Here is an 836-nt window from a genome sequence, read left to right on the forward strand (position 1 = left end):
CGCCAGTATTTCAAGTATTAGGTAGCCCATGAACAGGCCACGCCCTCCTATGTCACTGCTTGAACTGTCAGACCTGTCCGACTTCGGTAGCCGGCCAGGCAGAAAACCGGCGGGGCCCCTGGGGACTTGCAAAGGACACGGGGTCGGAAACCCGCGGGATCTTGTTAGTGGAAGGCCTGCCAGCTTACTGAAATTTCAATCACTGAAATCTTGAAAGGATTCATTGAGAAGCCGCTGAAAAGGAGAGCTCCTAAGCGTATTCGACTACCTGTACAAGAGCGCCTTCGCGGCACGGATCGGCAGGTCGCCGAGCACCATCACCTGGTTGAAGACGAACGGCAGGTTGGTGATCGTTATTAAGGATGCAAACGGCAACGAGAAAGAGCTCGAATACAACGACGCTGGCCAACTCGTGAAATATACCGACTGCTCCGGCAAAACCAATGCTTGGGAATACGACGAGCGCGGCCTGATGATCTGTTTTACCGGCGCGACGGGGCAGAGCATCGAGTACCACCGCAAAAATCTATCTCTGCTCCGCAATTCGCTACCACTGGTCATTTTGTGGGCGTGACTTTCATCCCTTTACGCATTCGAATGTACTTCTCTGTCATGCCTACGGTGGTGTGCCCAAGTTGATCGCGTGCAGCACGAATGTTGCGTGTCGATTCTTCCTTATCCGTCGCGGCCTTCGTCCGTACGCGCATTTGAAAATCAGCCTTGGGAATGCCGGCAAACTTCGGGGCATTATCAAACCACTTCCGGAGCATGCTCGGCGTCATCGGCTACACCGCCAAGGTCGGCAGCGCTGGATGATCTCGGCCGTGGCGCGGATG

2 protein-coding genes and 1 pseudogene are annotated in these 836 nt (G+C 54.9%); 2 read left to right on the plus strand and 1 reads right to left on the minus strand.

The genetic code is table 11. The features are described from left to right. Nucleotides 1-268: 268 nt before the first annotated feature. Both AC1DLB_RS31145 and AC1DLB_RS31150 read left to right on the plus strand, forming a co-directional pair. A pseudogene (locus AC1DLB_RS31145) lies at nucleotides 269-352 on the plus strand (terminase small subunit); the annotation flags it as partial. Further along, nucleotides 344-574 carry a hypothetical protein gene (locus tag AC1DLB_RS31150; protein ID WP_477743176.1) on the plus strand — a complete coding sequence of 77 codons (231 nt, stop codon included), beginning with the start codon at nucleotides 344-346 and terminating at the stop codon, nucleotides 572-574. The pseudogene AC1DLB_RS31145 and the gene AC1DLB_RS31150, both read left to right, overlap by 9 nt. Here AC1DLB_RS31150 and AC1DLB_RS31155 read toward each other — a convergent pair. Next, complete coding sequence (locus AC1DLB_RS31155; RefSeq protein ID WP_477743175.1) at nucleotides 558-782, minus strand: site-specific integrase; 225 nt, start codon at nucleotides 780-782, stop codon at nucleotides 558-560. The genes AC1DLB_RS31150 and AC1DLB_RS31155 overlap by 17 nt on opposite strands. Between the last annotated feature and the right edge of the window lie 54 nt (nucleotides 783-836).

The sequence above is a fragment of the Pseudomonas sp. 05N434 genome, from assembly GCF_056396965.1.

Bases quoted from the DNA above. Each gene is read 5' to 3' on its own strand.
- AC1DLB_RS31155 (WP_477743175.1), bottom strand. From the start codon at position 782: ATGACGCCGAGCATGCTCCGGAAGTGGTTTGATAATGCCCCGAAGTTT.